This window comes from Micromonospora sp. CNZ285 (genome assembly GCF_004637285.1).
The window spans coordinates 6,577,028-6,601,855 of sequence record NZ_SPQD01000001.1 but is presented as its reverse complement, the minus strand read 5'-3'; the positions used below and the strand labels follow the sequence as shown (position 1 = coordinate 6,601,855).

Annotated in this window: 21 protein-coding genes; 10 read left to right on the top strand and 11 right to left on the bottom strand. The window is 73.7% G+C overall.

Annotation, left to right across the window (positions count from 1 at the left end):
* Positions 1–12 precede the first annotated feature (12 nt).
* The 5 genes from hutU to hutH are packed head-to-tail and all read left to right on the top strand — an operon-like array spanning position 13 to position 6,932.
* On the top strand, positions 13–1,668 hold the full coding sequence (gene hutU, locus CLT75_RS30635; RefSeq protein ID WP_135243569.1) for a urocanate hydratase: 1,656 nt from the start codon (positions 13–15) through the stop codon (positions 1,666–1,668).
* Entirely contained in the window at positions 1,665–2,864 is a 1,200-nt protein-coding gene (locus CLT75_RS30630) for an allantoate amidohydrolase (protein ID WP_135243568.1), read from the top strand. The genes hutU and CLT75_RS30630 overlap by 4 nt, the downstream gene beginning before the upstream one ends.
* Entirely contained in the window at positions 2,861–4,225 is a 1,365-nt protein-coding gene (locus tag CLT75_RS30625; protein ID WP_167797021.1) for a formimidoylglutamate deiminase, read from the top strand. The genes CLT75_RS30630 and CLT75_RS30625 overlap by 4 nt, the downstream gene beginning before the upstream one ends.
* Positions 4,222–5,397, top strand: a complete 1,176-nt coding sequence (gene hutI, locus CLT75_RS30620; RefSeq protein ID WP_135243566.1) for an imidazolonepropionase — start codon at positions 4,222–4,224, stop codon at positions 5,395–5,397. The genes CLT75_RS30625 and hutI overlap by 4 nt, the downstream gene beginning before the upstream one ends.
* The gene (gene hutH, locus CLT75_RS30615) at positions 5,394–6,932 is read left to right on the top strand and encodes a histidine ammonia-lyase (RefSeq protein WP_135243565.1); all 1,539 of its coding nucleotides are present in this window, start codon (positions 5,394–5,396) and stop codon (positions 6,930–6,932) included. The genes hutI and hutH overlap by 4 nt, the downstream gene beginning before the upstream one ends.
* A 67-nt stretch (positions 6,933–6,999) precedes the next feature.
* Here hutH and rdgB read toward each other — a convergent pair whose 3' ends face one another.
* From rdgB to CLT75_RS30570, 9 genes are all read right to left on the bottom strand, one after another.
* The gene (rdgB, locus tag CLT75_RS30610) at positions 7,000–7,617 is read right to left on the bottom strand and encodes an RdgB/HAM1 family non-canonical purine NTP pyrophosphatase (protein WP_013284362.1); all 618 of its coding nucleotides are present in this window, start codon (positions 7,615–7,617) and stop codon (positions 7,000–7,002) included.
* Positions 7,614–8,342 (bottom strand): ribonuclease PH, encoded by a 729-nt coding sequence (gene rph / locus CLT75_RS30605; protein WP_135243564.1) that lies wholly within the window; start codon positions 8,340–8,342, stop codon positions 7,614–7,616. Before rph ends, rdgB begins: the two co-directional genes overlap by 4 nt.
* Positions 8,343–8,415: 73 nt before the next feature.
* Positions 8,416–9,162 (bottom strand): MBL fold metallo-hydrolase, encoded by a 747-nt coding sequence (locus tag CLT75_RS30600; RefSeq protein ID WP_135243563.1) that lies wholly within the window; start codon positions 9,160–9,162, stop codon positions 8,416–8,418.
* A 224-nt stretch (positions 9,163–9,386) separates the two neighbouring features.
* Positions 9,387–10,352 (bottom strand): PLP-dependent cysteine synthase family protein, encoded by a 966-nt coding sequence (locus CLT75_RS30595; RefSeq protein WP_135243562.1) that lies wholly within the window; start codon positions 10,350–10,352, stop codon positions 9,387–9,389.
* 10 nt (positions 10,353–10,362) lie between these two features.
* Positions 10,363–10,701 (bottom strand): MoaD family protein, encoded by a 339-nt coding sequence (locus CLT75_RS30590; protein ID WP_047892373.1) that lies wholly within the window; start codon positions 10,699–10,701, stop codon positions 10,363–10,365.
* Positions 10,702–10,768: 67 nt separating this feature from the next.
* Positions 10,769–11,257: a M67 family metallopeptidase gene (locus tag CLT75_RS30585; RefSeq protein ID WP_013284357.1), complete on the bottom strand. Its 489-nt coding sequence runs from the start codon at positions 11,255–11,257 to the stop codon at positions 10,769–10,771.
* Positions 11,258–11,312: 55 nt separating this feature from the next.
* On the bottom strand, positions 11,313–11,816 hold the full coding sequence (locus tag CLT75_RS30580; protein ID WP_013284356.1) for a DUF2017 domain-containing protein: 504 nt from the start codon (positions 11,814–11,816) through the stop codon (positions 11,313–11,315).
* Positions 11,813–12,103: an ATP-dependent Clp protease adapter ClpS gene (gene clpS / locus CLT75_RS30575; protein WP_018786685.1), complete on the bottom strand. Its 291-nt coding sequence runs from the start codon at positions 12,101–12,103 to the stop codon at positions 11,813–11,815. Before clpS ends, CLT75_RS30580 begins: the two co-directional genes overlap by 4 nt.
* A gap of 115 nt (positions 12,104–12,218) precedes the next feature.
* Positions 12,219–13,760 carry a P-loop NTPase family protein gene (locus tag CLT75_RS30570; protein ID WP_135243561.1) on the bottom strand — a complete coding sequence of 514 codons (1,542 nt, stop codon included), beginning with the start codon at positions 13,758–13,760 and terminating at the stop codon, positions 12,219–12,221.
* A 193-nt stretch (positions 13,761–13,953) separates the two neighbouring features.
* Between CLT75_RS30570 and CLT75_RS30565 the strand changes: the two genes are divergently transcribed.
* Genes CLT75_RS30565 through CLT75_RS30550 form a run of 4 tightly spaced genes read left to right on the top strand, consistent with a single transcriptional unit; the run spans position 13,954 to position 19,819 of the window.
* Entirely contained in the window at positions 13,954–16,626 is a 2,673-nt protein-coding gene (locus CLT75_RS30565; RefSeq protein ID WP_135243560.1) for a LuxR family transcriptional regulator, read from the top strand.
* A 16-nt stretch (positions 16,627–16,642) separates the two neighbouring features.
* Entirely contained in the window at positions 16,643–17,929 is a 1,287-nt protein-coding gene (locus CLT75_RS30560; protein ID WP_135243559.1) for a nicotinate phosphoribosyltransferase, read from the top strand.
* 15 nt (positions 17,930–17,944) lie between these two features.
* Entirely contained in the window at positions 17,945–18,526 is a 582-nt protein-coding gene (locus tag CLT75_RS30555; RefSeq protein WP_135243558.1) for an isochorismatase family protein, read from the top strand.
* 39 nt (positions 18,527–18,565) lie between these two features.
* The gene (locus tag CLT75_RS30550; RefSeq protein WP_135243557.1) at positions 18,566–19,819 is read left to right on the top strand and encodes an MFS transporter; all 1,254 of its coding nucleotides are present in this window, start codon (positions 18,566–18,568) and stop codon (positions 19,817–19,819) included.
* A gap of 526 nt (positions 19,820–20,345) precedes the next feature.
* Here the strand turns inward: CLT75_RS30550 and ctaD are convergent.
* Positions 20,346–22,103, bottom strand: a complete 1,758-nt coding sequence (gene ctaD / locus CLT75_RS30545; RefSeq protein ID WP_013284349.1) for an aa3-type cytochrome oxidase subunit I — start codon at positions 22,101–22,103, stop codon at positions 20,346–20,348.
* Positions 22,104–22,230: 127 nt separating this feature from the next.
* On the bottom strand, positions 22,231–23,337 hold the full coding sequence (locus CLT75_RS30540) for an FAD-dependent monooxygenase (protein WP_135243556.1): 1,107 nt from the start codon (positions 23,335–23,337) through the stop codon (positions 22,231–22,233).
* A 329-nt stretch (positions 23,338–23,666) separates the two neighbouring features.
* On the opposite strand from CLT75_RS30540, the gene CLT75_RS30535 reads away from it, so the two are divergent.
* Positions 23,667–24,800, top strand: a complete 1,134-nt coding sequence (locus tag CLT75_RS30535) for a glycoside hydrolase family 12 protein (RefSeq protein WP_135243555.1) — start codon at positions 23,667–23,669, stop codon at positions 24,798–24,800.
* Positions 24,801–24,828: the final 28 nt, after the last annotated feature.

Genomic DNA, 24,828 nt, shown 5'->3' with positions numbered 1-24,828 from the left:
GAGGAGTACGAGATGCACCAGCCCGTCCGCGCCGCCCGCGGCACCGTACGCACCGCGAAGGGGTGGCCGCAGGAGGCCGCCCTGCGGATGCTGATGAACAATCTCGACCCGGAGGTGGCCGAGCGCCCCGAGGATCTGGTGGTCTACGGCGGCACCGGCAAGGCGGCCCGGGACTGGCCGTCGTACCACGCGCTCGTACGCACGCTGACCGAGCTGCGCGACGACGAGACGATGCTCGTGCAGTCGGGCCGCCCGGTCGGGGTGATGCGCACCCACGAGTGGGCGCCGCGCGTACTGCTGGCCAACTCGAACCTGGTCGGCGACTGGGCCACCTGGCCGGAGTTCCGCCGCCTGGAGTCGCTGGGGCTGACCATGTACGGGCAGATGACCGCCGGCTCCTGGATCTACATCGGCACCCAGGGCATCCTCCAGGGCACGTACGAGACGTTCGCCGCCGTCGCCGCCAAGCGCTTCGAGGGCACGCTCGCCGGCACGCTGACGCTCACCGCCGGGTGCGGCGGCATGGGCGGCGCGCAGCCGCTCGCGGTCACCATGAACGGCGGCGTCTGCCTGATCGTGGACGTGGACCGGTCCCGGCTGGAGCGGCGGGCGCACGACCGCTACCTCGACGAGATCGCCGACTCGCTTGACGACGCGGTCGAGCGGGCGCTCGCCGCGAAGCGGGACCGGCGGGCCCTGAGCGTCGGGGTGGTCGGCAACGCCGCCACCGTCTTCCCCGAGCTGCTGCGCCGGGGCGTCGCCATCGACATCGTGACCGACCAGACCAGCGCGCACGACCCGCTGTCGTACGTGCCGGAGGGCGTGGACCTCGGCGAAGCGCGGGACTACGCGGCGGCCAAGCCGGCCGAGTTCACCGACCGGGCGCGGGCGTCGATGGCGAAGCACGTGGAGGCGATGGTCGGCTTCCTGGACGCGGGCGCCGAGGTCTTCGACTACGGTAACTCGATCCGGGGCGAGGCCAAGCTCGCCGGGTACGAGCGGGCGTTCGACTTCCCCGGGTTCGTGCCCGCGTACATCAGGCCGTTGTTCTGCGAGGGCAAGGGCCCGTTCCGCTGGGCCGCGCTCTCCGGCGACCCGAAGGACATCGCGGCCACCGACCGGGCCATCCTCGACCTGTTCCCGGAGAACGAGTCCCTCGCCCGCTGGATCCGGATGGCCGGCGAGCGGGTCGCGTTCCAGGGCCTGCCGGCCCGGATCTGCTGGCTCGGCTACGGCGAGCGCGACCGGGCCGGGGTGCGGTTCAACGAGATGGTCGCCTCCGGTGAGCTGAGCGCGCCGGTGGTGATCGGCCGGGACCACCTGGACTGCGGCAGCGTGGCCAGCCCTTACCGGGAGACCGAGGCGATGGCCGACGGCTCCGACGCGATCGCCGACTGGCCGCTGCTGAACGCGCTCGTCAACACCGCGAGCGGCGCGTCCTGGGTGTCCATCCACCACGGCGGCGGCGTCGGCATCGGCCGGTCCATCCACGCCGGCCAGGTCTGCGTGGCCGACGGCAGTGTGCTGGCCGGGCAGAAGATCGAGCGGGTGCTGACGAACGACCCGGCGATGGGCGTGATCCGGCACGTCGACGCCGGCTACGACGACGCCCGCGCGGTCGCGGAGCGCACCGGCGTCCGCGTCCCGATGGCCGAGGGTGACCTGTGACGGATCTGGCGGTCCGGTTCCGGGAGCTGTGGGACGAGATCGCCCCGGTCGGGCGGGACGCCGGCAGCGGCGGCTACCTGCGCTACGCGCTCACCGAACCGGAGCGCACGCTGCGCGCCTGGTTCCAGGAGCAGGCCGGCCGGCGGGGGATGCCGGTGTCCGAGGACGGCAACGGCAACCTGTTCGCCTGGTGGGGCGACCCGGCCGCCGGCGACGCGGTGCTCACCGGCAGCCACTTCGACTCGGTGCCGCACGGCGGCGCGTACGACGGTCCGCTCGGCATCGTCAGCGCGTTCCTCGCCGTGGACGAGCTACGGGCCGCGGGCGTCACCCCGGACCGGCCGGTGGTGGTGGCCGCGTTCGTGGAGGAGGAGGGCGCGCGGTTCGGCGTACCCTGCCTGGGGTCTCGGCTGCTCACCGGCGAGATCGACGTCGACCGCGCGGCCGGGCTGCGCGACCAGGCCGGGACGACCTTCGCCGAGGCGCTCGGCGAGCGGCCGGCGGGCGCCGACCCGGCGCTGCTCGGCCGCTTCGCGGCCTTCGTGGAGCTGCACGTCGAGCAGGGCCGCGCGCTGGTCGACCTGGACACGCCGGTCGCTGTGGCGTCGGCGATCTGGCCGCACGGCCGGTGGCGGTTCGACTTCACCGGCGAGGGCAACCACGCGGGTACGACACGGATGGCCGACCGCCGCGACCCGATGCTCACCTACGCGTTCACCGTGCTGGCGGCGAACAAGGAGGCCCGGCTGCGCGACGCGCACGCCACAGTGGGCCGGGTGTCGGTCGAGCCGAACGCCACGAACGCGATCCCGTCCCGGGTCACCGGCTGGCTGGACGCGCGGGCGGCCGAGGCGGAGACGCTGTACGGTCTGGTCGAGGCGGTACGCACCAAGGCCGCCGACCGGGCCGGCCGCGACGGGACCACGCTGACCTGCACGCAGGAGTCGGCGACCCCGCTCGTCGCGTTCGACCACGGGCTGGCCGACCGGCTGGCCGCGCTGCTCGGCGCGCCGGTGCTGCCCACCGGCGCCGGGCACGACGCGGGTGTGCTGGCGGCGCACCTGCCCACCGCGATGCTGTTCGTGCGCAACCCGACCGGGGTGTCGCACTCCCCCGCCGAGGCGGCCACCGACGCCGACTGCGCCGCCGGGGTGGCCGCCCTGGCCCGGGTGCTGGAGGAGCTGGCATGCCGCTGACCCGCTGGCTGGCCGAGTACGCCTGGCTGCCCGACCGCGCCGAGCCCACCCGGGACGTGCTGATCGAGGCGACCGACGGGCGGCTCACCGCTGTCACCCCGCTGACCGTGGACGGTCCGCCGACCGCCGGGGTCGAGGTGCTCGCCGACGCGGTCCGGCTGCCCGGGCTGACGCTGCCCGGCCTGGCCAACGCCCACTCGCACGCGTTCCACCGGGCGCTGCGCGGGCGCACCCACGACGGGCGCGGCGACTTCTGGTCCTGGCGCAGCCTGATGTACGCCGTCGCGATCCGGCTCGACCCGGACTCCTACCTGGCGCTGGCCCGCGCCGTGTACGCGGAGATGGCCCTGTCCGGGATCACCTGCGTGGGCGAGTTCCACTACCTGCACCACGGTCCCGGCGGCACCCCGTACGACGACCCGAACGCCATGTCCGCCGCGCTCGTGGAGGCCGCCGCGCACGCCGGGATCCGGCTCACGCTGCTGGACACCGCGTACCTGGCCGGGGGTGTGGACGGCACGCCGCTGGCCGGGCCGCAGCGCCGCTTCGGTGACGGCGACGCGCTGCGCTGGGCGGCGCGGGTGGACGCGTTCCGCCCGGCCGACGACCACGTCCGGCTCGGCGCGGCCATCCACTCGGTGCGCGCGGTCCCGGCCGAGCAGCTCGCCACAGTGGCCGGCTGGGCCGACCGCAACGGGCTGCCGCTGCACGTGCACCTGTCCGAACAGCCGGCGGAGAACGACGCCTGCCGGGCCGTGCACGGGTGCACGCCGACGCGGCTGCTGGCCGACCACGGCGTGCTCGGCCCGCACACCACAGCCGTGCACGCCACCCACCCGACCGCCGCCGACGTGGCGCTGCTCGGCGACAGCCGTACCCGGGTCTGCGTCTGCCCCACCACGGAACGCGACCTGGCCGACGGGGTCGGCCCGGTGCGCCGGATGGCCGACGCGGGCAGCCCGCTGAGCCTGGGCAGCGACAGCCACGCCGTGGTGGACCTGTTCGAGGAGGCCCGCGCGCTGGAGATGGACGAGCGGCTGCGTACCCGCAGGCGGGGGCACTTCACGCCGGCCGAGCTGGTCGGCGCCGCCACCATCGGCGGGCACGCCGCGCTGGGCTGGGGCGACGCCGGCCGGCTCGCCGTCGGGCAGCGGGCGGACCTGGTCACGGTACGGCTGGACAGCGCCCGCACCGCCGGGGTGCCGCCGGTCGGCGCGTTCTTCGCGGCCACCGCCGCCGACGTGACGAGCGTCGTGGTCGACGGCCGGCCCGTGGTGGACGGCGGCCGGCACCTGACCGTGGACGTACCCACCGAGCTGCGGGACGCGATCGCGGCGGTGACCGCGAAGGAGGACTCGTGAGGCGTGGCTCCGGCAGCCTGCTCGTCGACCACATCGGCGAGCTGGTCACCAACGACGGCCGCGACGGCGACCCGCTGGGCATCCGGCGCGACGCCGCGCTGCTGGTCGAGGACGGGCAGGTGGCCTGGATCGGGTCGACCCGCGACGCGCCGGCCGCCGACCGGCGGATCGACGCCGGTGGCGCGGCGGTGCTGCCCGGCTTCGTGGACAGCCACGCCCACCTGGTCTTCGCCGGGGACCGGGCCGCCGAGTTCGCCGCCCGGATGGCCGGCGAGCCCTACACCGGCGGCGGCATCCGCACCACTGTGGGCGCCACCCGCGCGGCCTCCGACGACGACCTGCGCGCCAATGTGGGCCGGCTGCGCGCGGAGATGCTGCGGCAGGGCACCACCACCGTCGAGATCAAGAGCGGGTACGGCCTCACCGTCGCCGACGAGGCCCGCTCGCTGCGGATCGCCGCCGAGTTCACCGAGGACACCACGTTCCTGGGCGCGCACGTCGTCCCCGCCGAGTACGCCGACCGGCCGGACGACTACGTGGGCATGGTCTGCGGGCCGATGCTCGCGGCCGCCGCGCCGTACGCCCGCTGGATCGACGTGTTCTGCGAGCGGGGCGCGTTCGACGCCGACCACGCCCGCGCGATCCTCGCCTGCGGGCAGGCCGCCGGTCTGGGCGTACGGCTGCACGCCAACCAGCTCGGCCCCGGGCCGGGCGTACGGCTCGGCGTGGAGCTGGGCGCGGCCAGCGTCGACCACTGCACCTACCTGACCGACGCCGACGTCGACGCGCTGGCCGGCTCGGAGACGGTCGCCACGCTGCTGCCGGGCGCCGAGTTCTCCACCCGGTCGCCCTACCCGGACGCCCGGCGGCTGCTCGACGCGGGCGTCACAGTCGCGCTCGCCACCGACTGCAACCCCGGCTCGTCGTACACGTCGTCGATGCCGTTCTGCGTCGCGCTCGCCGTACGCGAGATGCGGATGACCCCGGCGGAGGCGGTGTGGGCCGCGACCGCCGGCGGGGCGGCGGCGCTGCGCCGCACCGACGTGGGGCGGCTGACCCCCGGGGCGCGGGCCGACCTGATCGTCCTCGACGCCCCGTCCCACCTGCACCTGGCCTACCGGCCGGGCGTGCCACTGATCCGCCAGGTCCTGCACAACGGAGTACCGCGATGACCACAGTGACCATCCTGTCCACCGGCGTCACAGCCGCCGACGTGCTCGCGGTGGCCCGCGGCACCGCCAAGGTCGTGCTCGACCCGGCCGCCACCGAGGCGATGGCGACCTCCCGGTCCATCGTGGACGGCATCGAGGCGGCCGGCCGCCCGGTGTACGGCGTCTCGACCGGCTTCGGCGCCCTCGCCAACACGTTCGTCGCCCCGGAGCGGCGGGCCGAGCTTCAGCACGCGCTGATCCGCTCGCACGCCGCCGGGGTGGGCGCGCCGATGCCGCGCGAGGTGGTACGCGCCATGATGCTGCTGCGGGTCCGGTCTCTGGCGCTCGGCCGCTCCGGGGTCCGCCCGCTGGTCGCCGAGGCGCTCGTCGACCTGCTCAACCACGAGGTCACCCCGTGGGTGCCCGAGCACGGCTCGCTCGGCGCGTCCGGCGACCTGGCGCCGCTGGCGCACTGCGCGCTGGTGCTGCTCGGCGAGGGCTGGGTTCTCGGCCCGGCCGGTGAGCGCCTCCCGGCCGCCGACGCGCTGCGCCGGGCCGGGCTCAAGCCGGTGTCGCTGGCCGCCAAGGAGGGGCTGGCGCTGATCAACGGCACCGACGGCATGCTCGGCATGCTGCTGCTCGCCGTCTCCGACGCCCGGCACCTGTTCGCCATGGCGGACGTGACGGCGGCGCTGGCCATCGAGGCGATGCTCGGCTCGGAGCGGCCGTTCCTGCCCGAGCTGCACGCGATCCGCCCGCACCCCGGGCAGGCCGCGTCGGCGGCGAACATCCACCGGCTGTTGCAGGGCTCGGCGGTGATGGACTCGCACCGCGACGACCTGGCGCACGCGGTGCAGGACGCGTACTCGATGCGCTGCGCCCCGCAGGTCGCCGGCGCGGCCCGGGACACGCTCGACTTCGTCGAGGTGGTGGCCGGCCGGGAGCTGCTGTCGGTGGTGGACAACCCGGTGGTGCTGCCGGACGGGCGGGTCGAGTCGACCGGCAACTTCCACGGCGCGCCGCTCGGTTTCGCCGCCGACTACCTGGCCATCGCCGCCGCCGAGGTGGGCGCGATCGCCGAGCGCCGGGTGGACCGGCTGCTGGACGTCACCCGATCCCGGGAGCTGCCCGCGTTCCTGTCGCCGGACGCCGGGGTGAACTCCGGGCTGATGATCGCCCAGTACACCGCCGCCGGGATCGTCGCGGAGAACCGCCGGCTCGCCGCGCCCGCCTCGGTCGACTCGCTGCCCACCAGCGGCATGCAGGAGGACCACGTCTCGATGGGCTGGGCGGCCACCAAGAAGCTGCGCACCGTGCTGGACAACCTGACCAGCCTGCTCGCGGTGGAGCTGCTGGCGGCCGTACGCGGGCTCCAGCTCCGCGCGCCGCTGACCCCGTCACCGGCCGGTCGGGCGGCGCTCGACGTGCTCGGCCGCACCATCGGCGAGCCGGGACCGGACGTGTTCCTCGCGCCGCTCATGGAGGCGGCGCGCGACGTGGTACGCGGCCCGGAGCTGCGCGCGGCGATCGAGCGGGAGATCGGCCCGCTCGGCTGAGCGGGCCGGTCCGGCGTCCGGTCGGGCGCCCGGCCGGTGCTCCGGCCGGGTGCCCAGCGGGAGGGGATCAGGCGGCGGGCGGGAGCACCTTCGCGACCAGCTTGGCCAGCTCCCGCAGCGCCTTCCCGCGGTGGCTGACCGCGTCCTTCTCCTCGGGCGTCAGCTCCGCGTTGGTGCGCTCCTGCCCGTCACCAAGGAAGATCGGGTCGTAGCCGAAGCCACCGTCGCCGCGCGGCGCGCGCAGCAGCCGGCCGGACTGGCGGCCGTCGACCAGGTGCTCCTTGCCGCCGGGCAGCACCAGCGCGACGGTGCAGACGAACGCGGCGCCCCGGTGCTCGTCCGGCACGTCGGCGACCTGGTCCAGCACGAGCTGGAGATTGGCCCGGTCGTCGCCGTGCCCCCCGGACCAGCGGGCGCTGAACACACCCGGCATGCCGTTGAGGGCGTCCACCGCTAGGCCGGAGTCGTCGGCGATGGTCGGCAGGCCGGTACGCCGGCAGCCCTCCCGCGCCTTGATCAGCGCGTTCTCACCGAACGTGAGGCCGGTCTCCGGCAGCTCCGGGTACTCCTCGACGTCGTCGAGCCCGAGCAGGGCGATCCGGTGCGCGCCGAGCGCGCCGTCCAGGATCCGCTGGAGCTCGACGAGCTTCTTCCGGTTCCGCGTGGCGAGCAGGACCTTGTTCATGACGAGAGCGCCTTCCGCTGCGCGTCGGCCAGTTCCAGACAGCCCGCCACGCCCAGGTCGAGCAGCGCGTCGAGCTGGTCGCGGGCGAAGACGCCCGCCTCACCGGTGCCCTGCACCTCGACGAAGTCGCCGGTGCCGGTGCAGACCACGTTCATGTCGACCTCGGCGGTGACGTCCTCGGCGTAGCAGAGGTCGAGCATCGGCTCGCCGCCGATCACGCCGACGCTCACCGCGGCCACCGAGCGGTGCATCACCTTCTCCACCTTGCCGGCCAGCGCCTTGCGCTCGGCCAGCCAGGTCACCGCGTCGTGCAGCGCGACGTATGCGCCGGTGATCGCGGCGGTACGGGTGCCGCCGTCGGCCTGGAGCACGTCGCAGTCCAGCACGATCGAGTTCTCGCCGAGCGCCTTGAGGTCGACGCAGGCGCGCAGGCTGCGGCCGATCAGCCGGGAGATCTCGTGGGTCCGGCCGCCGACCTTGCCGCGGACGCTCTCCCGGTCCGAGCGGGTGTTCGTGGCGCGCGGCAGCATCGCGTACTCGGCGGTCACCCAGCCCAGCCCGGAGCCCTTGCGCCAGCGGGGCACGCCCTCGGTGACGCTCGCCGTGCAGAGGACCCGGGTCGCGCCGAACTCGACGAGCACCGAGCCCTCCGGGTGGGTGCTCCAGCTCCGGGTCAGGGTCACCGGTCGGAGTTGGTCGGGCCGCCGCCCGTCAGGTCGCGCCATGCCTGCACCCTATGCGGTGCGGTGATCGCACCGCCCGCGGGTGCCCGCCGACACGACAGGGCCGCCGCCGGGCTCAGACCTCGTAGCAGGCGCCGGGCCGGACCACGTCCAGCGGCCCGGCGTACGCCCCGGCCGCCGCCTCCACCGTCTGCGACTCGCTGCCCCACGCGGGTACGAGATGGGTGAGCAGGAGTCGCCCCACGCCCGCCTTGGTGGCCGCCTCGCCGGCCTCCCGGCCGGTCAGGTGCAGGTCCGGCGGGTTCTCCACGCCGTCCATGTAGCTCGCCTCGCAGAGGAACACGTCGGCGTCCTGGGCCAGGCGCAGCAGCGCCTCGCAGGGCGCGGTGTCGGCGGAGTAGCAGAACACCCGGCCGCCGTGCTCCAGCCGCACCCCGTACGTCTCCACCGGGTGGTTCATCCGGTCGACGGTGACGGTGAACGGGCCGATCGGGAACGTGCCCGGCTGGAGGCCGTAGAACTGGTAGACGTCCTCCACCGAGCCCTCCTCCTGCCCGTACGCGGCGGCCAGCCGGTCGGGCGCGCCGGAGGGGGCGTACATCGGCAGGGGCGGGTACGGGCCGTCCGGTGCGTACCGGCGCACCACGACGTAGTTGACGGCGTCGAACATGTGATCGCAGTGCAGGTGGGTGAGCAGGATGGCGTCGGGGGCGTGCAGCCCGACGTAGCGCTGGAGCGTGGAGAGTGAGCCCGCCCCGAAGTCGATCAGGAGCCGGAAGCCCTCGGCTTCCATCAGGTAGGCCGAACACGGAGATTCGGGACCCGGGAAGCTGCCCGCGCAGCCAAGGACGGTCAGTCTCATCCGGTGGCCTCGATCTCACCATGCGTAGTCGACGCGCCAGCGGCAGCGCCGCCGATGATCTCTACCGACGCGCTCGCCACGCTGCGCAGCCTACGCGTCGCCCGGTCGAGCAAGAATCATCTGCCGGAAGTTGTCATCAACGTGACACCCATACACGTCCGGTCCGGACGAGACCGGCGGTCCGGCCGGTGGGCACGCCACCGACCGGACCGGCCATCGGTCCGTCAGGCCCAGAGCTGACCCTCCAGGGCCTCCTCCGCGTCGGCGAGGGTGCCGCCGTACGCGCCGGTCGAGAGGTACTTCCAGCCGCCGTCGCAGACCACGAACGCCACGTCGGCGCCGCGGCCGTCGCGGACCGCCTCGTGCGCCACCGCGAGCGCGGCGTGCAGGATGGCGCCGGTGGAGAACCCGGCGAAGATGCCCTCCACCTCGACGAGCTGCCGGGTACGCAGCACCGCGTCCCGGGTGCCCACGGAGAACCGGCGGGACAGCACCCCGGCGTCGTAAAGCTCGGGCACGTAGCCCTCGTCGATGTTGCGCAGACCGTAGACCAGCTCGCCGTAGCGCGGCTCGGCCGCCACGATCTGGATGCCCTCGACCTTCTCCCGCAGGTAGCGCCCGGTGCCCATGAGCGTGCCGGTGGTGCCCAGCCCGGCCACGAAGTGGGTGATGCCCGGCAGGTCCTGGAGCAGCTCCGGCCCGGTCGTCTCGTAGTGCGCCCGGGCGTTCGCCTCGTTGCCGTACTGGTAGAGCATCACCCAGTCCGGGTGCTCGGCGGAGATCTGCTTCGCGGTCGCGACCGCCTGGTTCGAGCCGCCCGCGGCAGGCGAGAAGATGATCTCCGCGCCGTACATGCGGAGCAGTTGCACCCGCTCGGTGGAGACGTTCTCCGGCATCACGCAGACCAGCCGGTAGCCGCGCAGCTTCGCCACCATCGCCAGCGAGATGCCGGTGTTGCCGCTCGTCGGCTCCAGGATCGTGTCACCCGGACGCAGCCGGCCGGACTCCTCGGCCGCGCGCACCATGAACAGGGCCGCGCGGTCCTTGATGCTGCCGGTCGGGTTCCGGTCCTCCAGCTTGGCCCAGAGCCGCACCGGCGGCGCCCCGGCCGGGACCGTCGGCGAGAGCCGGGGCAACCCGACCAGCGGCGTGCCGCCGCAAGCGTCGAGGAGACTGTCGTACCGCGCCATCGCGGGCCCCTCAGCGGGCGGCGCGCGTGGAGACCGCGTGCGAGGCGATCGCCGCGGCGGCCGCGAAGCCGAACGCGCCACCGGCCACGGCCGGCAGGATGGTCACGCTGTCGCCGTCGTTGAGCTTGGCGTCGAGCGCGCCGAGGAAACGGACGTCCTCGTCGTTGACGTACACGTTGACGAACCGGTGCAGCGCGCCCGCGTCGGTGACCAGGCGGGCCTTCAGGCCGCCGTGCCGGGAGTCCAGGTCGGCGATCAGGTCGGCGAGCGTGTCGCCGCTGCCCTCGACGACCTTCGCGCCGCCGGTGTAGCTGCGCAGGATGGTGGGGATGCGAACCTCGATGGCCATGGTGTCTCGTGCTCCTCGTTCGGGATCGTGCCAGGTGACGGGAAAAGGAAGGTGCCGGCGCTGAAGGTCAGCGGTCGGAACACTCGTAGTCGACCGTCGCCGGGCTCTGCCCGAACATGTAGGACTGGACGGCGTTCGGGTCCACGGCGGCGTCCACGATCTCCACCGGTTCCTCGGTGACCACGCCGTCGACGATCCGGAAGGAGCGGATCTCCTCGGTGTCGGGCTCACGGGTCGAGACGAGCAGGTAGTGCGCGCCCGGCTCGCCGGCGAAGGAGACGTCCGTACGTGACGGGTAGGCCTCCGTCGCGGTGTGCGAGTGGTAGATGACGACCGGTTCCTCGTCACGGTCGTCCATCTCGCGCCACACCCGCAACTGCTCCATCGAGTCGAACTCGTAGAACGTCATGGAGCGGGCGGCGTTGTCCATCGGGATGTGCCGGGTCGGGGTGTCGCTGCCGACGGGGCCGGCGACCACGCCGCACGCCTCGTCCGGGTGGTCCCGACGCGCGTGGGCGACGATCGCGTCGATGATCGACCGGTCGATGCTCAGCACGCCGCCAAGCCTAGCCCCTGGCCCGGCCGAGCGGCGAGGTGGCGACCGTCACCACTCAGTCGATGAGCGCGTTGAGCAGGGATTCCTGGAGATATCCGAGATAGGCGTAGACCGACAGTTGGAACACCCGGGACGAACCCGGGTCCGCGGCGACCGCGTCGTCGAGCTCCTCACCCAGGTCGGTGCCGTCCTTGATCTCCAGGCGTACGCCCATCGCCAGCCGGGCGTCGTTCAGCGCCCGCAGCCACGCCTCGGCCGCCTCCGCGTCCAGCCGCACCTCGCCGCCGGCGTCCCCGTCGGGCAGCGCGGCGAGCACGGCGCCCGCCTGGTCGATCTTGCCGGTCTTCAGGTCGCCCTCGGTGTAGCGGCGGAACTCGGCGGTGCCGGCGTCGTCGTCCGGGTAGACGTCGGGGAACAGCCGCCCGACCACCGGGTCGCCGTGGTCGAAGCCGTCGGTCAGCAGGCCGACCACCTCGTTGGCGACCTTGCGCAGCACCCGGACCTCGTCGACCGCGAACGTGGCCACGTAGTGGTCGCCCCGGCGGCGGAACATGCTCATGACCGGTCCACCGTCGCCCAGAGGCCGTACGCGTGCAGCTGCGCCGCGTCGTGCTCCATCCGCTCCCGGGCGCCGCTGGAGACCACGGCCTTGCCCTTGTGGTGCACGTCCAGCATGAGCCGCTCCGCCTTCTCCCGGCTGTACCCGAAGAGCTTCTGGAACACCCAGGTCACATACGTCATCAGGTTGACCGGATCGTCCCAGACGATGGTCACCCATGGCCGGTCGGAGACCGGCACCTCTTCGGTGTCCGGCGTCTCGACCGGCGCAACCTGTGGAGCCGCCATGCCCCCCATCGTGCCACCGGATCCGGGGAACCGATGAACCGGAACGGCGCGGCGGTCGTCGTCACCCGCCCGGGCCGCGTACGCGAGCCCGGGTCGCGGTGTGCCCGCGGCGTGGTCAGGCAAGCAGGATGCCGTGGTCGACCGCATCGGCGAGCACCCCGCCGAGCGAGAGACGGATCACCTCGAAGCGGCGGGACACCTCGCGGGACAGTTCGAGCTCGACCTCGCGCAGCGCGCGCTGAGCCCAGGAACGGGCGGCGTTCGGGTCGTCGTTGCCCGGTGCCCGCCAGTGCTGCCAGCAGCCGCCGTTGAGGGCGACGCCGACCGGCGGGAGCACCTCGTCGCGCTGCGCGCCGGGCAGTCCGGCCAGCGCGTCCAGGGCGCCCGCGCCGGTCAGCCCGGCGACCCCGGCCGTGCTCGTGACCAGGAGCACCCGGTCCAGCTCGGGGGCGTCCGGGTGGTCGGCCAGGCCCCAGCGCACCGCGTGGATGACCCGCCGGCGTACGCCCTCGGCCAGCGGCGCGCCGAAGACCCGGGCGGCGGCCTCGTCGACCAGCCCTCGCACGGCCTCGTCGCACTGGGCGGTGGCGAGCAGCGACAGCGCCTCCAGCTCCCGGTCGAGCATCTGCGGCAGGCCGGCGCAGCCGACCCCGAAGACGATCTCCTGCACCACCCGCAGGTGGATGTTCGCCAGTTCCAGGGCGAGGTGCTGACGGATCCGGCGGGCGCAGGCGCGGGCCTGGCGGTCGATCCCGTCGGCCAGCTCACCCGGCTCGACACCGGCGAGCACCGGCACCCGGCCGTGCCCGCCGACCGGCACCGGCGGGTGGGCGCTGCCGCGCCGCAGCACCTCGTCGGCGGCCCAGTTCACCAGCGCGCGGCGCAGGTGCGGCAGCTCGGCCCGGCGGGTCGGGAACCACCGGGCCGGGGCGAGCGCCGGCACGGCGGCCAGCAGCGCCGCGCGGTGCGCCTCGATGGAGACCGCGACCGGGTCGAGCGGGCGGGCGGACCCGGCCCGGCCGGACGCCGTCCGGTCCGGGGCCCGCGCGCCGTCGCCCGGCGCCGGGCCGGTCACGCCGGGCGTGACGGCGAAGAACACCTCGACCCGGGTACGCGCCACCTCGGCCAGCAGGTGCAGCTCGGCCGCGCTGAACGCCTGGTCGGCGGAGATCACGAAGAGCAGCGCGCCGGCCCGGCCGACGGCGTCGCGCAGCACCCGCCCGCCGGCCACACCGAGCGTGCCGGTGTCAGGCGTGTCGACCACCGCGAAGTGCCGCAGCAGCGGATCGGGCAGGCTCAGCTCGACCCGGCGGGGCGGCCGGGCCAGCGCCGGGCCGGCCGCGAGCGGGTCGGCGCCGTAGGAGTGCGGCTGGCGGTAGCCCGGGACGTACGCGGCGCGGGTGGCGGTGGCGGCGTGCTGGACCAGCAGGTTGCTTCCCGGCGGCACGGCGAGCGTCGCGGCCTCGATCCCGAGCAGGCCGGCGATCAGCTCGCGCCGGTTCGCGCCGGCCGGACCGGCGACGACCACCGCCATCGGCTCGTCCGGACCGGGCGCTGTCACACCGAGCCGGGTCGTCAGCGAGGCGCTTCCGGAGGCGGGCTCGGCCTGACGGCGCGGATCGGGCACGTCGACCGAAGGGAGCGGACCCGGTGTCATCAGGTGGGCCTCCCGGTCGGGCGACCGGGGTGCCGGTCGCGGATCTTCCCTGGTTGCGGGGACTGCCGGAAGAGTAAGGGTGTCGGCCATCCGACAGCCAACAACTCCGGTACTCACGGGTAATGAACAGATTACTCAACTTCGCTGCGTGACGATACGTACGCGGACGGAACACGGTCGATATGCTGCATCGATGAGTAGGTGGGAGTTCGTCGGCCGTACGGATGAACTCAACCGTCTGTTGTCGGCGGTCGGCGGTCCCGAGGGGCGCGGGTTGCTCTTCAGCGGCGACGCCGGCGTCGGCAAGAGCCGGCTGCTGCGCGAGGGGGTGGCCGCGCTCTCCCCCGAGCGGTACGCGATCTGGTCCATCGCGGCCAGCGCCACCACCGCCGCGTTGCCGTTCGGCGGGCTGGTCCAGGTGCTGCCCGCCTCGCAGCCGCAGGGCCTGTCCCCCGCCGGGATCCTGCGCTGGGCCCTGGACGTGCTCCAGGAGCAGGCCGCCGGCCGGCCCATCGTGCTCGCCATCGACGACGCACATCTGCTCGACCCGCCCTCGGCCGCGCTCGTGCACCTGGTCGCCCGCTCGGAGAACGCGTACGTCATCGGGACGCTGCGCAACGGCGAACAGGTCCCGCTGCCGATCCGCGCACTCTGGACCGACGACCTGGCCGACCTGGTCGAGCTGGGCCCGCTGTGCCGCACCGAGACCTCGGGGCTGCTGGCCGCCATCCTGGGCGGCCCGGTCGACGCCGGCTCCTCGGACCGGCTGTTCCAGCTCTCCGCCGGCAACCCGCTGCTGCTGCGGGAGCTGGTGCTGGCCGCCGACGACGCGCTGAACCGCAGGTACGGGCTCTGGACCTGGACCGGCCGGCTGGAGCTGGCGCCGAACCTCACCGAGCTGATCGACACCCGGATCGGCCAGCTCACCCCCGGCGTCCGAGCGGTCGTCGAGCTGGTCGCCTTCGGCGAGCCGCTGGGCCTGCAACTGCTGGAACGGGCGGTCGACCCGGTGGACGTGGAGACGGCCGAGGAACGCGGGCTCATCGCGCTGGTCCACGACGACCGGCGGCTCAACGTCCGGCTGGCGCACCCGCTCTACGGCGAGGTGATGCGCCGGCACTGCCCGGTCAGCCGCACCCGCCGGCTCCAGGCCACCCTGGCCGGGCTGCTGGAACAGGTCGGCAAGCGCCGCCGGGAGGACCTGCTGCGCGTCGCGGTGTGGCGGCTCGACTCGGGTACGGCACAGGACGTCGCCCTGCTGCTCGAAGCGGCGGTGCAGGCGTTCGGCAGGTACGACGTGCCGCTTGCCACCCGGCTGGCCCGCGCCGCGCTGGAGGCCGGCGGCGGCACCGACGCGGCCGAACTGCTCGCCACCATCCTCATGTTCGGCGACCGGCCGGACGAGGCGCTCGGCGTGCTCGACCAGGTCGCCGGCGAGATCCACGACGACCGGCGGCGCAGCCGGTGGCTGACCGTCCGGGGCATGGTCAGCTACTGGGGGCTCAACCGCGAGTCCACTGTGGAGGAGATCGCCGCGCGCGGCGAGGAGCTGGGCGACCCCGCCGACCGGGCCCGCGTACGCGCGTTCGAGGCGATCATGCGGCTGCACCGGCTCGACGTCGACGTGGCGGTCCGGCTGGCCCAGGAGGTGCTGGACCGGCCCGCCGCCCCGATGGCCGCCCGGGAGCTGGCCCGTTGCACGCTCGCCCACCTCCAGGCCGCGCAGGGGCAGTACCGGCGCAGCGCCACAGCGATCGCCCGGGTGCAGGCCGAGGCGGCGTGCTGGCGGGCCGACATGCCCTACCTCCAGCTCGCCATGGAGCTGGCCCGGGGCACCCGGCTGACGCTCTCCGGCGACCTGCCCGGCATCGACGCGATCGTCGCCGACGAGTTCGCCGACCTGGCCGGGGCCGGTGACTTCCGGCTCGGCACCGGCTACCTGGCCATCCTCCAGGCGTACGCGGCGCGGCTGCGCGGGCGCGGCGACGAGGCGCTGCGGACCAGCCTGGAGGCGTGCGCGGTGCTCGCCACCAGCCGGGTGTACGCGGGCCTCGCGCACGCCGAGCGCGCCCAGGCCGCCGCGCTGCGCGGGGACGTGACACACGCGGCCGACGCGATGGCGGAGGCGGACCGGACGCACGCGCCCGGCATGGCCGTGCTCTACCCGTGGCTGGAACAGGCCCGGGGCGCGGTCCAGGCCGCCACCGGTGACCTGCCGGCGGCCACCAAGCACCTGTGCGCGCTCGCCGACCGGCTGCGCGAGGACGGCCTGGCCGGGCACGAGTTGCTCGTCCTGCTCGACCTGGTCCGGCTGGACCAGGCCGCCGCGCCGGTCGGCCCGACCTGCACCGACGGTGGCCGGCGCACCGTGGCGCAACGCCTGGCCGAACTCTCCGAACAGATCGACGGCGTCCTGCCGCCGCTCGTCGCCCGGTTCGGCCGGGCCGCTGTCGACGGCTCGCCGGACGCGCTGCTGGCAGTCGCCGACGGCTTCGCCGACCGGGAGCTGATCGTGTACGCGGCCGAGGCGACCGCCCTGGCCCTGCACCGGACGCGACACGTCCGGGCCGGCGCCACCGGGCCGATCCGGGAACGCCTCGCGGATCTGCTGCGCCGCTGTGACGAGATCTCCACCCCGGCGCTGCGGCTGCTGCGCCCGGCGCTCAGCGAGCGGGAGTGGGAGATCGCCCGGCTGGCCGCCGACGGCGTGACCAGCCGCGCCATCGCCGAGCGGCTGTTCCTGTCGACCCGCACCGTGGAGAACCACCTCCAGCGCGTCTACAGCAAGCTCGGCGTCGCCGGGCGCGGCGAGTTGCGGGCCGCCCTGCGGTCGATGCCGGGGCACGACGGCGCGGACCCGGGCTGAACTCTAGGCTGGGGCGGTGAGCACCCTTCGCCCCGCGCTGCTGACCGACCACTACGAGCTGACCATGGTCAGCGCGGCCCTGCGTGACGGCACGGCTGACCGACGCTGCGTCTTCGAGGTGTTCAGCCGGCGGCTGCCGGCCGGGCGCCGGTACGGCGTGGTCGCCGGAACCGGCCGTCTGATCGAGATGATCCGCGACTTCCGGTTCGACCCGGCGGAGATCGACTTCCTGCGCCGCACCGGTGTGGTGGACGAGCCGGCCGCGCAGTGGCTGGCCGACTACCGGTTCACCGGCGACATCGACGGCTACGCCGAGGGCGAGCTGTTCTTCCCCGGCTCCCCGATCCTCACCGTGTCGGGCACGTTCGCCGAGTGCGTGGTGCTGGAGACGCTCGTGCTGTCGGTGCTCAACCACGACTGCGCGGTCGCCGCCGCCGCGGCCCGGATGGTCACCGCGGCCCGGGGCCGGGCGCTGATCGAGATGGGCTCCCGCCGGGCACACGAGGAGGCCGCCGTCGCGGCGGCGCGGTCCGCGTACCTGGCCGGGTTCCGGTTCACCTCCAACCTGGCCGCCGGGCAGCGCTACGGCATCCCCACCGCGGGCACCGCCGCGCACGCCTTCACGCTGCTGCACGACGACGAGCGGGCCGCGTTCGCCTCCCAGGTCGCCACGCTGGGCAAGGACACCACGCTGCTCGTCGACACGTACGACATCGCCCAGGGCATCCGCAACGCCATCGCGGTGGCCGGGCCGGAGCTGCGGGCGGTCCGGATCGACTCCGGCGACCTCGCGGTGATCGCCCAGCAGTCCCGCGAGCTGCTCGACTCGCTCGGCGCCACCGAGACGAAGATCATCGTCTCCGGCGACCTCGACGAGTACGCCATCGCCGCGCTCGCCGCCGAACCGGTGGACATGTACGGCGCCGGCACCGCCGTGGTGACCGGCTCCGGGGCGCCCACCGCCGGCCTGGTCTACAAGCTGGTCGAGGTGGAGGGGCGGCCGGTGGTCAAGCGCTCCGAGCACAAGGCCACCATCGGCGGCCGGAAGGTCGCGGTCCGCCGGCACAAGCCGACCGGCACCGCCACCGAGGAGGTCATCGTGCCGCAGGGCGTGCCGGACCGGCAGCCCAACGACCGGCTGCTCCAGCACTCGTACGTGGTGTCCGGCGAGCCGGAGACGCCGCCCACGCTGGAGGAGTCCCGGGACCACCTGCGCCAGTGCCTGATCTCCATCCCGTGGGAGGGGCTCAAGCTCTCCGCCGGAGACCCGGCCGTACCGGTGACCGTCGTACCCGCGAGCTGAGGAGGAACCCGTCAGATGGCGAACGCCCTGATCATCGTGGACGTGCAGAACGACTTCTGCGAGGGCGGCTCCCTCGCGGTCGGTGGCGGAGCCGGCGTGGCCGCCGGTATCTCCCGGCTGCTCGCCGCCGAGCCGGACCGGTGGGACCACGTGGTCGCGACGAAGGACTACCACGTCGACCCGGGCGCGCACTTCGGCGACCCGCCGGATTACGTCGACTCCTGGCCCCGGCACTGCGTGGTCGGCACCTCCGGCTCCGAGTTCCACAGCGAGCTGGCGACCGACCGGGTGGAGACGATCTTCCACAAGGGCGAGCACGCGGCCGCGTACTCCGGTTTCGAGGGGCACGCCCCCGACGGCGAGTGCCTGGCCGACTGGCTGCGCCGGCACGACGTGGACCGGGTCGACGTGGTCGGCATCGCCACCGACCACTGCGTGCGCGCCACCGCCCTGGACGCCGCCCGGGAGGGCTTCCGGACCACTGTGCTGCTCGACCTGACCGCCGCCGTCGCGCCGGACACGCTCGACGTGGCGCTGCGGGCGCTCGACGGCGCCGGGGTGACAATGGTGGGCGAGCCTGTGATCGCCACCGCTTGACCCGGTAATCGCTTGCGGGTGTCGTACCCCGGCCCCAGGATGGCGCCGGAGGTACGGACCGTCGTGAACCTGAAGCCTTACCGGGAGGCGCTCGCCCTACCCGGTCTCCGATCGTTGCTGCTGGTGTCGGTGCTGGCCCGTGTGCCGCTGACCGCCACCGGGGTGACGCTCACCTTCTACGTGGTGCTCGACCTGGGCCGCGGCTACGGCGCCGCCGGCCTGGTCGGCGCCGCGTCCACGATCGGCGCGGCGGTCGGCGCCCCGCTGCTCGGGCGGCTCATCGACCGCCGGGGCCTGCGGCCGGTGCTGGTGCTCACCACCGTCGCCGAGGCGCTGTTCTGGTCCGCCGCGCCCACACTGCCGTACCCGGTGCTGCTGCCGGCCGCGTTCTTCGCCGGGCTGCTCGCCCTGCCGATCTTCTCGATGGTCCGTCAGTCGATCGCCGCGCTCGTCCCGGTGGAGAAGCGCCGCCCCGCGTACGCACTGGACTCGATGGCCGTGGAGCTGTCGTTCATGGTCGGCCCGGCGCTCGCCGTGGCACTGGCCACCGCCGTCACGCCGCGCCTGACGCTCTGGGCGGTCGGCGCCGGCATCGTCGCCTCCGGCATCTGCTTCTGGCTGCTCGACCCGCCGATCCGGGCCGCCGACGAACCGGCTGGTCCGCAGCGCCCGGTGCACCGCCGCGAGTGGCTCACCCCGCGCCTGCTCGCCGTGCTGGCGGTCAGCCTCGCCGCCACCCTGGTGCTCGGCGGCACCGACGTCGCGGTGGTCGCCGTGCTCAGAGAGGGAGGCGAGGTCGGCTGGACCGGCGCCGTGCTGGCCGCGTGGGCGGTCGCCTCGCTGGCCGGTGGCTTCGCCTACGGCGCGGTACGCCGCTCGTTCTCCCCGCTGGCACTGATGGCGGCGCTGAGCCTCACCACCATCCCGGTCGGGCTGGGCGGGTCGCACTGGTGGCTGCTCTGCCTGGCGCTGATCCCGGCCGGCGCGCTCTGCGCCCCCACCATCGCGTCCACCTCCGACGCGGTCAGCCGGCTGGCCCCGTCCTCCGTCCGGGGCCTGGCGATGGGCCTGCACGGCTCCGCCGTGACGGTCGGCATCGCGCTCGGCGCACCGCTGGCCGGCGCGGTCATCGACGCCTCCGCGCCCGCGTGGGGCTTCGTGGTCACCGGCACGATCGGCGCGCTGGTGGCGCTGGCGGTGCTCCCGATCGAGCTCCGCCACCGCCGCACCCCGGCCGTCACCCCGACCCCCACCCCCACTCCCGACCCCGACCTGGCCCCCGCTCCCTTGTAGCCCTCCCGCCCGCCCGCCCCGCCCCGCCCCGCCCTCCCGAAGTTGACCAAGGAGTTCGCGTCCCCGTCAGCGGCGTGGGCCGCCCCAACCTCCTTGATCACCGGACGTGGCAGGGGCGACAGCGGGCCTTCCGGGCGTGATCAAGGAGTTTGTGTCCGCGCCGGCCCGTTGAATTGCCATAAACTCCTTGATCACGTGCGCGCAGCGCGCGGCGCTGGATCCACACGGCCTGACCCGGCGCGTCTGCTCCAGCGCGGCCCGGGCTAGCCCGACCCGGCCTGACCCGACCCGGCCCGGCCCGACCCGACCCGGCCCGACCCGGCCCGGCCTGGCCCGGCCGAACCTGGGTCTGCCGGAACCCAGTCCGGTGATCATGAAGTTAGCGGGGACAAATTGGACGCCGATCCCGCTAACTTCATGATCGACGCAGGGAGCGCGGGCGCAGGGATCGCGGGTGGGGAAAAGGGCGGGCGCCGCGCCCCGGCAAGGGGTGCGGCGCCCGTCTCGACGCGGCGGTGCGGTGGTGCTAGCGCTGGTCGAGGTTGCCTGCGGTGTCCTCCTGGTAGCTGGCGCCACCGTTGACCTCGCTGGTCAGCGGCTTGGCACCACCCTCGGGCGGACCGGCCAGGCTCTGCCCGGCGGCCAGCTCGGGGAACTTCGCGTCGAACGCCGGCCGCTCGGAGCGGATGCGCGGCATGCGGTCGAAGTTGCGCAGCGGCGGCGGGGAGCTGGTGGCCCACTCGAGCGAGTTGCCGTGGCCCCACGGGTCGTCGACCTCGACGACCGGGCCGGTCTTGTACGACTTCCAGCAGTTCCAGATGAACGGCAGCGTCGAGATACCGGTGATGAACGCGCCGATCGTGGAGATCGTGTTCAGCGTGGTGAAGCCGTCGGCGGCCTGGTAGTCGGCGTACCGGCGCGGCATGCCCTCGTTGCCCAGCCAGTGCTGCACCAGGAACGTGGTGTGGAAGCCGATCATGGTCAGCCAGAAGTGGATCTTGCCGAGCCGCTCGTCGAGCATCCGGCCGAACATCTTCGGGAACCAGAAGTAGATGCCGGCGAACACCGCGAACACGATGGTGCCGAAGAGCACGTAGTGGAAGTGCGCCACCACGAAGTACGAGTCGTGCAGGTGGAAGTCGAGCGGCGGGCTGGCCAGCAGCACACCGGTGAGACCACCGAAGAGGAAGGTCACCAGGAAGCCGATCGAGAACAGCATCGGCGTCTCGAAGGTGATCTGGCCCCGCCACATGGTGCCGATCCAGTTGAAGAACTTCATACCGGTGGGCACGGCGATCAGGTAGCTCAGGAAGCTGAAGAACGGCAGCAGCACCTGGCCGGTGGCGAACATGTGGTGCGCCCAGACGCTCATCGACAGGGCGGCGATGGCGATGGTGGCGGCCACCAGGCCCTTGTAGCCGAAGATCGGCTTCCGGGAGAACACCGGGATGATCTCGCTGATGATGCCGAAGAACGGCAGCGCGATGATGTACACCTCGGGGTGACCGAAGAACCAGAACAGGTGCTGCCACAGCATCGGCCCGCCGGTCGCCGGGTCGTACACGTGGGCGCCCATCAGGCGGTCCGCGGCGAGCGCGAACAGCGCGGCGGCCAGCAGCGGGAAGACCAGGATCGCCAGCAGGCTGGTGACCAGCATGTTCCAGGTGAAGATCGGCATCCGGAACATGGTCATGCCGGGCGCGCGCAGGGTCAGGATCGTGGTGATCAGGTTGACCGCGCCGAGGATCGTGCCCAGACCGGAGATGGCCAGGCCGACGACCCACATGTTGGCGCCCACGCCCGGGGCGTGGTCGGCGGTGCTCAGCGGCGTGTACGCGGTCCAGCCGAAGTCGGCCGCCCCGCCCGGGGCGATGAAGCCCGCGGTGGCGAGCGTGCCGCCGAACAGGTACAGCCAGTAGGCGAAGGCGTTGAGCCGGGGGAACGACACGTCCGGCGCGCCGATCTGCAGCGGCACCACGTAGTTCGCGAAGGCGAACACGATCGGCGTCGCGAAGAACAGCAGCATGATCGTGCCGTGCATCGTGAAGAGCTGGTTGTACTGCTCGGGCGACAGGAACTGCAGGCCCGGTCGCGCGAGTTCGGCACGCATGATCAGGGCCATCAGGCCACCGATCATGAAGAACACGAACGCGGTGACCATGTACATGATCCCGATCTGCTTCGCGTCCGTGGTGCGCAGCAGCCGCGCGATGGCCGACCCCTTGACCGGCTCGCGGACCGGCCAGGGCCGGGTCACGACCGGCTTGGGTGCGACGGTGGTCACGAGTGGCCTCCGGTTCTGGTTGTCCCGCTCGGCGCGCTGGTCATCGGCGCAGCCGTCATCCGTAGGGAGGATAGTCCCCGGTAGGTGGCCCCGCCGCGTGGGGTGGGCGGCTACGATCTCCCGCCCTCTAGAGGGGACCGGTCAGGAGCCGGTAGTGCTCCCGGAAGATCCGGCCGCCGCGTCCGCGCAGCAACGGGTCGCGCAGCGCCGGCGGCACGTCGCGGGTGCGGTTGCGGTCCCGGGTCCGGTCCCGCACCCAGCGGGTACGCGGGCGGCGGCGACTCTCGTACGCGATCAGCGCGGCGTCGACGCTGCCGGCGGCCCGCAGCGACTCGGCGAGCACGACGGCGTCCTCCAGCGCCATGGCGGCACCCTGCGACAGCGTCGGCGCGGTGGCGTGAGCGGCGTCACCGACGAGCAGCACCCGGCCGTGGAACCAGCGTCCCAGCTCGACCTCCTCGGTGCGCTCCACGCACACGGTCTCCAGCGCGGCCAGCACCTCGGGCACCGGGCCGCCGTAGGAGCCGAACAGCTCGTGCAGGCGGGCGACCGGGTCGGCGGGCAGGTCGGTGCCGGCCTCGTCGGCGTAGCAGTAGAGCCGTCCGGCGCCGAGCGGCACCACGAGGAACCCGGCCCGCTGGCCGAGCAGGGCGGTCCAGTCCGCGATGCGCGGGCCGCCGCGCACCAGGGCGCGGTAGACCACCTGCCCGGCGGGGCGTGGTGGTCCGCCGAGCGCGGCGAGCGTCCGTACCGCCGAGCGGGGCCCGTCGGCGCCGACGACCAGGTCGTACTCGGCGGTGGTGCCGTCGGTGAAGCCGACGGCGACCCGGCCGGGCAGCGGGTCGACGGTGCTCACCTCGGCGCCGTGGCGCACCGCGCCGCCGGCGCCGGTGAGCAGTACCCGGTGCAGTTCGGCCCGGGGCAGCGCACGGCACTCCCCCACGCCGGCCCAGAGCGCGTCGAGGTCGACCTCGCACAGCGGCGCCCCGGCGGCGTCGAGGAAGCGCTGCCGGTGGATCACCTGACCGAGGGGGCGCAGCGGCCCGTCGAGGTCGAGCCGGCGCATCGCCCGGGCGGCGTTGCCGGGCAGGTAGAGGCCCGTCTCGATCGTCTCGGTGGGTGGCAGCCGCTCGGTGACGTCGGGCCGGAACCCCGCCAGGCGCAGCGCCCGGGCCACGGCGAGGCCGGCGATGCCCGCGCCGACGACGAGGATGCGCAGGGGGGAACCACCCATCACGGGGTACGCCTCCGGAGGGGGATCGGAACGCGTTGGAGGCAAGACATTACTCGCCGCAACCAGGCGGCGGAAGTGCCCGTGCGCCCTGGCGCGGGCCGCCGGTCGGCGACGCACCCCGTCCCACCGGCAGGAATCCCGCCACCATCTGGGGGAAGGGGGCGGCCGCGACCGTCACTCGCGCCACCGGCCGGACGCGGAGCGTTAACGAGCCCGGCGCATTTGCGCAATGATTCGAGACATGTAAATGTGTTCCTTGCATCGTGGGAGCGCTCCCGCCCGTATCACCGACCGAACCGGCGCCGTCCCGCGCCGAGCCAAGGAGCATCATGAAGCGTCCACTCAGGGCCCTCGCGGCGGCCGGACTGCTCGCCGCCGGCACCCTCGTCGCCGTAGCGCTCGGCGGCACCGCCTCCGCCGACACCCAGATCTGCGATCAGTACGGCTCGACCACGATCGGCGGCAAGTACGTGGTGCAGAACAACCGCTGGGGCACCAGCGCCCAGCAGTGCATCAACGTCACCTCGACCGGCTTCTCGATCACCCGCGCGGACGGCTCCGCGCCGACCAACGGGGCGCCGGTCTCCTACCCGTCGATCTTCGTGGGCTGCCACTACACCAACTGCTCGCCCGGCACGAACCTGCCGGTGCAGGTGAAGAACATCAGCAGCGCGCCGGCCAGCATCAGCTACAACTACGTCAGCGGCGCGATCTACGACGCCGCGTACGACATCTGGCTCGACCCGTCGCCGAAGCGTGACGGCGTGAACCAGATGGAGATCATGATCTGGCTCAACCGGCAGGGGCCGATCCAGCCCATCGGCTCGGTGGTCGGCAACGCCAGCATCGCCGGCCGGACCTGGGAGGTCTGGCGCGGCAGCAACGGCTCCAACAACGTCATCTCGTACGTGGCGCCGTCGGCCATCCCCAGCTTCAGCTTCGACGCGATGGCGTTCATCAACGACACCCGTAACCGGGGCGCGATCACCAACGACTGGTACCTGACCAGCATCCAGGCCGGGTTCGAGCCGTGGCAGGGCGGCGTCGGGCTCGCGGTGAACTCGTTCTCGCAGAGCGTCAACACCGGCTCCAACCCGCCGCCCACGTCGGCCCCGCCGACCACGCCCCCGCCGTCGGGCGGCGCGTCCTGCACCGTCACCTACAAGGCGGCGAACGTGTGGAACAACGGCTTCACCGCCGACGTGACGGTCAAGAACACCGGCTCCGGCACGATCAACGGCTGGACGCTGAACTACAACCTGCCCTCCGGGCAGACAGTCACCAACGCGTGGAACGCCACGGTGAGCCAGAGCGGCTCGGCGGTGACCGCCCGCAACGCCGGCTACAACGGCACGCTGGCGCCCGGGGCGTCCACCAGCTTCGGCTACCAGGCGACGCTGAACGGCAGCTACTCCGCGCCGAGCAGCTTCACGCTCAACGGCTCCACCTGCGCCCGGGGCTGACCACCGCACGCGAAGGGGGCGCGGTCCG

What these genes read in the sequence shown, in the direction of transcription:
- CLT75_RS30600 (WP_135243563.1), bottom strand. Translation starts at nt 9,162, where the DNA reads ATGAGACTGACCGTCCTTGGCTGCGCGGGCAGCTTCCCGGGTCCCGAA.
- hutH (WP_135243565.1), top strand. Translation starts at nt 5,394, where the DNA reads ATGACCACAGTGACCATCCTGTCCACCGGCGTCACAGCCGCCGACGTG.
- CLT75_RS30565 (WP_135243560.1), top strand. Translation starts at nt 13,954, where the DNA reads ATGAGTAGGTGGGAGTTCGTCGGCCGTACGGATGAACTCAACCGTCTG.
- CLT75_RS30540 (WP_135243556.1), bottom strand. Translation starts at nt 23,337, where the DNA reads ATGGGTGGTTCCCCCCTGCGCATCCTCGTCGTCGGCGCGGGCATCGCC.
- CLT75_RS30550 (WP_135243557.1), top strand. Translation starts at nt 18,566, where the DNA reads ATGGCGCCGGAGGTACGGACCGTCGTGAACCTGAAGCCTTACCGGGAG.
- clpS (WP_018786685.1), bottom strand. Translation starts at nt 12,103, where the DNA reads ATGGCGGCTCCACAGGTTGCGCCGGTCGAGACGCCGGACACCGAAGAG.
- rph (WP_135243564.1), bottom strand. Translation starts at nt 8,342, where the DNA reads ATGGCGCGACCTGACGGGCGGCGGCCCGACCAACTCCGACCGGTGACC.
- CLT75_RS30580 (WP_013284356.1), bottom strand. Translation starts at nt 11,816, where the DNA reads ATGAGCATGTTCCGCCGCCGGGGCGACCACTACGTGGCCACGTTCGCG.
- CLT75_RS30595 (WP_135243562.1), bottom strand. Translation starts at nt 10,352, where the DNA reads ATGGCGCGGTACGACAGTCTCCTCGACGCTTGCGGCGGCACGCCGCTG.
- hutU (WP_135243569.1), top strand. Translation starts at nt 13, where the DNA reads ATGCACCAGCCCGTCCGCGCCGCCCGCGGCACCGTACGCACCGCGAAG.
- CLT75_RS30535 (WP_135243555.1), top strand. Translation starts at nt 23,667, where the DNA reads ATGAAGCGTCCACTCAGGGCCCTCGCGGCGGCCGGACTGCTCGCCGCC.
- CLT75_RS30590 (WP_047892373.1), bottom strand. Translation starts at nt 10,701, where the DNA reads ATGGCCATCGAGGTTCGCATCCCCACCATCCTGCGCAGCTACACCGGC.
- rdgB (WP_013284362.1), bottom strand. Translation starts at nt 7,617, where the DNA reads ATGAACAAGGTCCTGCTCGCCACGCGGAACCGGAAGAAGCTCGTCGAG.
- CLT75_RS30555 (WP_135243558.1), top strand. Translation starts at nt 17,945, where the DNA reads ATGGCGAACGCCCTGATCATCGTGGACGTGCAGAACGACTTCTGCGAG.
- CLT75_RS30570 (WP_135243561.1), bottom strand. Translation starts at nt 13,760, where the DNA reads ATGACACCGGGTCCGCTCCCTTCGGTCGACGTGCCCGATCCGCGCCGT.